At 48.3% G+C, this 7866-nt stretch carries 6 protein-coding genes; all 6 read left to right on the top strand.

Translation table 11 applies throughout. The annotated features are described in order from the left end of the window. Window positions 1–145: 145 nt before the first annotated feature. Entirely contained in the window at window positions 146–2305 is a 2160-nt protein-coding gene (locus J7K63_02285) for a hydantoinase (protein MCD6233853.1), read from the top strand. Further along, the gene (locus J7K63_02290; protein ID MCD6233854.1) at window positions 2305–3816 is read left to right on the top strand and encodes a DUF5009 domain-containing protein; all 1512 of its coding nucleotides are present in this window, start codon (window positions 2305–2307) and stop codon (window positions 3814–3816) included. The genes J7K63_02285 and J7K63_02290 overlap by 1 nt, the downstream gene beginning before the upstream one ends. Window positions 3817–3819: 3 nt before the next feature. Next, a complete protein-coding gene (locus J7K63_02295) occupies window positions 3820–4653 on the top strand; it encodes an FAD-dependent oxidoreductase (GenBank protein ID MCD6233855.1) in 834 nt (277 codons plus the stop codon). Further along, complete coding sequence (locus tag J7K63_02300; protein MCD6233856.1) at window positions 4631–5326, top strand: N-acetylmannosamine-6-phosphate 2-epimerase; 696 nt, start codon at window positions 4631–4633, stop codon at window positions 5324–5326. Before J7K63_02295 ends, J7K63_02300 begins: the two co-directional genes overlap by 23 nt. 3 nt (window positions 5327–5329) lie before the next feature. Beyond that, window positions 5330–6640 carry an FAD-dependent oxidoreductase gene (locus J7K63_02305; protein ID MCD6233857.1) on the top strand — a complete coding sequence of 437 codons (1311 nt, stop codon included), beginning with the start codon at window positions 5330–5332 and terminating at the stop codon, window positions 6638–6640. Between the two features lie 165 nt (window positions 6641–6805). Further along, on the top strand, window positions 6806–7866 hold a 1061-nt coding region (locus J7K63_02310), incomplete at its 3' end, for a phosphoglucomutase (protein ID MCD6233858.1).

Consider the following 7866-nt stretch of genomic DNA (forward strand, 5'->3'; position numbering starts at 1 on the left):
AATACACACAATGTGTGGCTATCCAATGAAATGCAGCAGGATGTGCAAAAAGTCCTCTGGAATACCCTGCCCTATACCTGGTCAGTGGCTGTTGTAGGACTCATTGCCGCCTCGTTAATCTTTTATTGATCCGGATACATAATTTATGACAAAACGAAAAATAAAAATTGGTATTGACGTAGGAGGGACTTTCACCCACGCCGTAGCTGTGAACATTGCTGATTATTCTCTCTTGGGAAAAGCCTGTGTGCCCACCACTCATAAAGCAAACGAAGGGGTTGCTCTGGGAGTGATTCAATCCATGAAAAACCTGATTCGGGAGGCAGAAATTTCCCCTGGTGAAGTGGTTTTGATTGCTCATTCCACCACGCAGGCCACGAATGCCTTGCTGGAAGGTGATGTGGCGTCGGTCGGCGTCCTCGTGCTGGGACAGGGAATTGAAGGACGCATAGGCTTCAGGCAGATTGAAAATGACCGGGTTGAACTGGCTCCGGGGAAGTTCCTGAAGACATATCCCGTCTACATCGATTTGTCCCGGGACTTTCAGGAGGATACCATTCGTGATGTCGTGAAAAAATTGTCCGATGAAGGGGCTGAAGTCTATGTGGCGACGGAAATTTTCGGTGTAGACCATCCGGAAAGAGAACTCCAGGTTCGGGATATTATAAAAAAAATGGGATATCTTGCCACGGCCGCCAGCTCTATTTCGAAACTATACGGACTTCGGGTACGGACGCGAACCGCTCTGATCAATGCCAGTATGATGCCCAAAATGCTGGAAACAGCCAATATGACGGAAAAGGCGGTAAGAGAAAGTTGGATTAAGGCCCCGCTCATGATTATGCGTTCCGACGGCGGGATCATGGATATTGAAGAGATGCGAAAACGTCCTATCCTGACCATGCTCTCCGGCCCGGCGGCCGGTGTGGCCGCTGCCCTGATGTATGCCAAAGTCTCAGACGGGATTTTTATCGAAGTAGGAGGGACTTCCACCGATATTTCCGTAATCAAGAACGGGAAACCCCAGGTGAAAAGCGCCCAAATCGGCGGGAACAGACTCTATCTGCGGACCCTGGATGTCCGGACCCTGGGTATCGCCGGCGGATCTACACCCCGGATTAAAGACAATAAAATCATCGATGTGGGTCCCCGGAGTGCCCATATCGCCGAGCTGGGCTATACGGCTTTTGCAGAGGAAAAGGATTTTTCCCAAATTTCACTCGATAGGGTTCAGCCACGAAAAGGAGACCCTGATGATTATCTGAAGATTGTCAATAAGGCAGACAATAAAAATTATACGGTTACTCCCACCGGGGCTTCATATTTTCTTGGACTTGTAAAAGATGCCGGTCACGGCTGGGCCAATGCAGATGCGGTAAAAAGTGCTTTTAAATCCCTGGGGAAACGTCTGAATATGTCTCCGGATCAAGTGGCCGAAAAAATATTGGAAATCTCTGCTGAAAAAATCAAACCGGTTGTAAAACAACTTACCCGGGAGTATAAACTGGATGAGCGTTTCCTGGAATTTATCGGAGGTGGTGGCGGAGCACCGGCGATTGTTCCCTATACGGCAAAAGTTATGAGTGTCCCCCATAAAATTTCAGAAAACACTGAGGTGGTTTCAGCTATTGGTGCTGCCTTGGGCATCATTCAGGATTCGGTTGAAAAATCCATCCTTAATCCTACAGAATCGGATATCATTGCCTTGCGCCAGGAAGCCTTTAAGGCGGTTCAGTCCATGGGAGCTGCACCGGACAGCATTGAGGTGACTGTCGAAATTGATTCCCGAAATAAACGCGTGATCGCCACGGCGTCCGGTTCCAGTGAAATGCGGACCCGTGAACTGGATATCAAACCCAAATCTGAAGCTGAAATCCGGAAAATTGCTGCCGATTCCATGCGCAGCAACCCGAAATCGGTAGACATTGCCGGTAAGACAAATTATCTGTACGCCGCGGTGGTTCATCAGAAAACAAAACATCTTTTCGGATTGTTTACTCATGATCATACCATGGCCCGGGTTGTGGATCTTGAAGGTGTGATCAAACTCAGAGTCCATGATTGCAAGGTCCGCCAGGAAACACCGGATACCGTTAAAAAATCCTTAAAAGAACTTACAGGTGAACTCACCACCTTCGGCGATGCAGGAGCCCTTGTCCCGGATGTGTTTCTTCTCCTCGGCGGGAAAATCATTGATATGACCGGTCTGGTGGAAGAAAGCCAGATTCTGGCCCTGGTGGATATCGAACTGAAATCGGTGCTTCCGGATGAAACTATCGTGTTAATTGTCGCCCCAAAACATTAATGCAGGTTATTATGAACGAATTGAATTCTCAAGCACGTGCCAACAACCTGGATGCCCTCCGGGGATTTGCAATTTTGACCATGGTCCTTTCCGGGACTGTCCCCTGGGGGAGTTTACCCGCGTGGATGTATCATGCCCAGGTGCCACCGCCGGACCATGTGTTTAACCCTAATCTGCCGGGAATTACCTGGGTGGATCTGGTTTTTCCCTTTTTCCTCTTTGCCATGGGAGCTGCCTTCCCCCTGGCCCTTTCCAAAAAAATAAGCAGTGGTGTGCCTGTCTCCCGGATAATCCTCTCCATCGTGGAACGGGGGTTTATGCTGGCGGTTTTTGCTGTGTTCGTGATGCATATCCGTCCCCATAAATTGAGTGCCTCTCCGGAAGGGTGGACCTGGGTTGCCGCCCTGGGAGGGTTTGTGATTCTCTTTCTCGTCTACCTAAAGCTTCCGAAATCATGGCCCGTCAACCTGAAACGCATCATCAAAATATCCGGCTGGCTTGCACTGGTCCTGTGGCTTGTTTTTATGAAATATAGCGATGGCAGCGGTTTTTCCTTTCAACGGAACGATATTATCATCATCGTCCTGACGAATATGGCGGTTTTTGGCGCTTTGATCTGGCTGGGGACACGGAACAATATCCTCTTTCGACTTGGTCTTCTGGGGTTTTATCTGGCTTTCAGACTGGTCCATATCCAGTGGGATATCATGCAGGCTGTGGGTCCCCATGCCGAGCCGGTACGTCAGATTGGATCTGTCCTTTTTCTCTTTACACAACAAACGAAAAACTGGATGATTCAGGTGTGGGACTATTCCCCCTTTCCCTGGCTTTACCAGTTTCATTTTCTCAAATACCTGTTTATCGTCATTCCCGGTACTATCGCCGGCGATTTGATCCTGAAATGGCTGAAACAAACCCGTGATGACTGGGATATATCCCGGAGAAAAGGCCGGTATGTAGCCCTGGCCGTCCTGATGATTCTCAGTGTGGTGGTGGTCCTGGCCGGACTTCAGTCCAGACATGTATTTCTGACCTTTCTCATCTGTTCCGGCATTGCCCTTGCTGCCATAAGTATCACACAGAATCCTCAAAGCAGCACGGAAAAGCTGATCAGGCAGTGTGTCCTCTGGGGTAGCTACTGGCTGATTTTAGGTCTGCTATTTGAACCCTTTGAAGGAGGGATCAAAAAGGATCATTCAACCCTGAGCTACTATTTTGTCACCAGCGGACTTGCTTTTTACCTGATAACCTTTTTTACACTAGTGATTGACGGTTTTAAAAAACAGAAATGGGTGAATATTCTCATATTAAATGGCCGGAATCCCATGATTGCCTATGTGGGGATGGCCAATTTTATCTGGCCGGTTCTTCATTTGACCGGCATTAAAAACCTTGCGGCAGGCATTTTTTCTACGCCTTGGACGGGATTTATCTGGAGTGTAATTGAAACGACTCTTCTGGCCCTCTTTGTCAGCGCCTTAACCCGAAAAAAACTGTTTTGGAAAACATAAAATATGGAAAGTTTTGATACAATAATTTATGGTGCATCCTGGTATGGTGTTGTCCGGGCCCTGAAAGAAACCCGGGAAGGCCGGGAAGTCGCCCTGTTTCACCGGTATGGATTTCCGGGAGGATTGCTCAGTAACGCATTCAGTGTCTGCCAGTATGTGGACGACAACCTGCCCGATAGCAACACCATCAGCGGTGAACTCTATCAGGATATACTCCATGAAAAAGGAGGGATTTTAAAATTTGGTATGTCATTTGTCCTCATGAATCCTGAAATTATAAAAATGAAACTCCTGCATCATCTCAATCAATCCTCGGTATATCTTCTTTTTTACGCCGTTCCGACTTCGGTGGAAAAAAAGGATGAGACCTGGGGAATTACTTTTTACCAGCGGGAAGGACTCAAGGATTACCGTTGTAAAACCCTTGTGGATGCTTCGGAAAATGTGTCCCTTGAACGGCTTATCCGTCCCGTGGAACGCTTACATCACAATGTATATCACTGTTTTGTCCGGAGTCCGCGTAAACCTGAATATGAAGACATAACAGATTATATTAAACTGGAGGATGACCGGTGGTGGATCTCTGTATCCTTTGAAACAAGTTCCGAGGATCCTTCCCTTGCCATGCATCGGTCTCTGGACCGTCTTCATCATGCCATGAACAGGCAGGGCGCTGTGATTCAGCTTGTCCCCATGCAGGCTGAATCATTATACCGTTTCAAAGACGGGGAAAAATCAAACATTTCACCCTCTTATATTTCCGATGCGGAAGATATTAAGAAAATTGTTTTAAATACGTCAAAAGGAGAAGAGCATGATACCAAAAATCCTGAATGACCTGAAAGGCGGATTGATTGTTTCCTGCCAAGCGAAAAAGGGGGAACCCTTCGATGCATCTGATCGTCTGGCCCTCTTTGCCAGGTCAGCGGTTATGGGAGGTGCTGTTGGCATACGGACTGAAGGAAAAAGCAATACCCAGTTTATTGTCCAGTCTGTAGAAGTCCCGGTTATCGGTCTTATCAAAACCACATATCCGGACGGATCGGTTTGCATAACCCGGACTTATACGGATGTGGAAAAATTGCTATCTGTTGGAGCTCACATGATAGCTATCGATGGGACCTTCAGAGAGTGCAACGGATTTACCGGACCTGAATTCATCCGGAAAGTCCGGAACCGTTATACCTGTCCGGTCATGGCCGATATTGCCACGGTAGATGAGGGACTGGCCTGTGTTGAAGCCGGTGCCACGTGTCTGGCGACCACACTGAGTGGATACACACCTGAAACAAAACGAAAAAGCCAGAAATCTCCTGATTTTAAACTTGTGGAAGAGCTGGTCAAGCAGACCGATATACCGGTGATTGCAGAAGGACGTATACACACACCGGAAGAAGCGGCAAAAGCCCTGAGTCTTGGAGCCTGGGCAGTAGTTGTGGGGACGGCTATCACCCGACCTATTGAGGTGACATCCTGGTTTGTGGGAAAATTGAAAGAATCTGCCCGATAATCCATGAAGAAAATAGTGCTTTCCTACGATGTAATCGTTGCCGGTGGTGGCATTGCGGGAATCGCTGCGGCTGTAAAAGCGGCGCGGACCGGTGCGAAAACCCTTTTAATTGAACAATATGGTTTTACGGGAGGCTCTGCGACCGCCGGAATGGTATCCCCCTTTATGAAACATACCGTCCATGGAATTCCCCTGACCAAAGGGATCTTTCAGGAACTGGAAGCAGGTATGATCCGCCGGAACGGAATGATTGACAATGGCTTTTCCGGGATTGCCTTCCGACTGGCGGCCTTTGAACTTTTGAATGATGCCGGCGTGGATATCCTCCCCAATGCCGTACTGATGAATGCTGCACGTACAGACCGTGTGCTGCAATCCGTGGATGTTTTATATGAAGGCACAGTCTATACGATTCAAGGGAGCGTATTTATTGATACAACGGGTGATGCACAGCTTGTGTACCTGGCGGACCTCCCCTATGAAAAAGGTGAAAACGGTCGGTTGCAATCCATGACCCTTTTTTTCAGGATGGGAAATATCCATATTCCTAAAGCCCTTGAATATGTCAGGACACACCGGGATGATTTCTTTGAGTGGATGGACTACAACTTCAATCTGAATAAAATTATCAGTGTAGGGGGATATTTCAGCTTTGTTAAAAAAGCACAAAGGGAGAAACGCTTATCTGAAAATGTGAAATATATCTTCTATACAACGCTTCCCCAAAGCGGGGAGGCATCCTTTAACACATCCAATATCCTGGAATTGGACGGGACCCGTTCGGCAGACATGACCCGGGCGGAAATTGAAGGCCGCCGGCAGGTGACGGATGTGGTTCACCTGCTTCAGACAGAAATTCCGGGGTTTGAATCCGCCTGGCTTTTGGAAACGGCCACCCAGGTGGGCATCCGGGAAACCCGGCGCATCGTCGGTGATTATGTGATGACAGGTAAAGATGTGCTGGAAGGACGGCAATTTGAGGATAAGATTGCCCGGGCATCCTATGGGATTGATATTCACGGAGCAAAGGGGGAAAGTGACCGGATGGAGGAACTGGAAGAAGGCGATTACTATAGCATCCCTTTCCGTTCTCTGATCCACCGGGATGCGGAGAATGTCCTCAGTGCCGGTCGCTGTTTGTCCGCCACCCGGGAAGGGCACGCAGCCATCAGGATTATGCCCACATCTGCAGCAACCGGTGAAGCCGCCGGAGCTGCCGCCGGAATCGCAATCCGCCTGAAGACTTCTGTCCGGAATCTTCCCTATGCTGCACTAAGGCGTGAAATTCGCCACAATGTTGAATTTGAAGATTGACATTTTAACAGATCAGACCGACGGAATTGCCGGACCGGGATCTCCTGAAAATGATTCTGGATTTTGCCCGTGAACATGATATGAAGATCTATGTATGGATTGCCTGCAACTGGCTCACGCCGATCTTTACAAAAACAGTGACACAATATTTTGGATCAGAACAGCATGAAAAGTGAAACAATTCATTTCGGCACAGACGGCTGGCGCGGACTCCTGGATTCGGAGATGAATATGGCATCGGTAAGTCTGGTAGCCCAAGCCTTTGCCGATTATCTGAAGAATAAAACTGCCGATAAAAACCCTTCCTGCGTGATTGGCTATGATGGCCGGAGATATTCACCGGAATTTGCAGAACGTTTTGCCGAAATTCTCAGTGGAAACGGGATTATGACGTTTCTCTCGGATCGTGTAATTCCTACACCGGTGATCTCCTATACGGTGAAGCATCGAAAACAGAGTGCCGGTGTGATGGTCACTGCCAGTCATAATCCTCCTGCCTATAATGGAATCAAATTCAAAGGTGCCTATGGCGGTCCTTTTTTTACGGAAGAAACACAGAAAGTGGAAGCTCTTCTGGGAAAATCGCCGGTCAAACAATCCCGCAATAATATGTCCGTTAACAATCTTCTGCCGGATTATCTTGCACATGTGGAATCGAACATCAATTTTGATATGATCAGGACATCGGGAATTTCTTGTGTGGTGGATTCCATGCACGGAGCAGGGGGGAGCATTTTACCGGATTTGTTGACCCGAAAGGGATGTACAGCCGTCGGTCTTGATCCTGAAAGTCTCCCCGATTTCGGCGGACGGGCGGCAGAACCCCTGGAAAAAAACCTTGTCCCGCTGAAAAACTATTTGACCGGAAAGCCGGATTTTTCTTTAGGACTGGCAACAGACGGGGATGCAGATCGCCTGGGAGTGATGATGAACGGCGGAAATTGGCTCAGTGCACAGGAAACCATTCTCCTTTTGGCCGATTACCTGATTCGAGTGAAACAGATTCCCGGAGCCATTGTAAAATCTTCCTCGGTCACCGATAAACTCCGGATGCTTTATGAATCTCCCGAAAGACCTGTACTGGATGTCCAGGTGGGATTTAAGTACATCACGGAAAAGATGCTGGAAATGCCTGTTGCACTGGGTGTGGAGGAAAGCGGCGGTTTTGGCTACGGTTTACATATCCCGGAAAGAGACGGGATTTTTTCCGCCCTCCTTTTTCTGGA

The organism is Candidatus Neomarinimicrobiota bacterium (assembly GCA_021157965.1).
Taxonomy (GTDB): domain Bacteria; phylum Fidelibacterota; class Fidelibacteria; order Fidelibacterales; family Fidelibacteraceae; genus Fidelibacter.

Coding starts and splice junctions, on each gene's coding strand:
- J7K63_02290 (MCD6233854.1), top strand. CDS start 2,305: ATGCAGGTTATTATGAACGAATTGAATTCTCAAGCACGTGCCAACAAC.
- J7K63_02295 (MCD6233855.1), top strand. CDS start 3,820: ATGGAAAGTTTTGATACAATAATTTATGGTGCATCCTGGTATGGTGTT.
- J7K63_02305 (MCD6233857.1), top strand. CDS start 5,330: ATGAAGAAAATAGTGCTTTCCTACGATGTAATCGTTGCCGGTGGTGGC.
- J7K63_02285 (MCD6233853.1), top strand. CDS start 146: ATGACAAAACGAAAAATAAAAATTGGTATTGACGTAGGAGGGACTTTC.
- J7K63_02300 (MCD6233856.1), top strand. CDS start 4,631: ATGATACCAAAAATCCTGAATGACCTGAAAGGCGGATTGATTGTTTCC.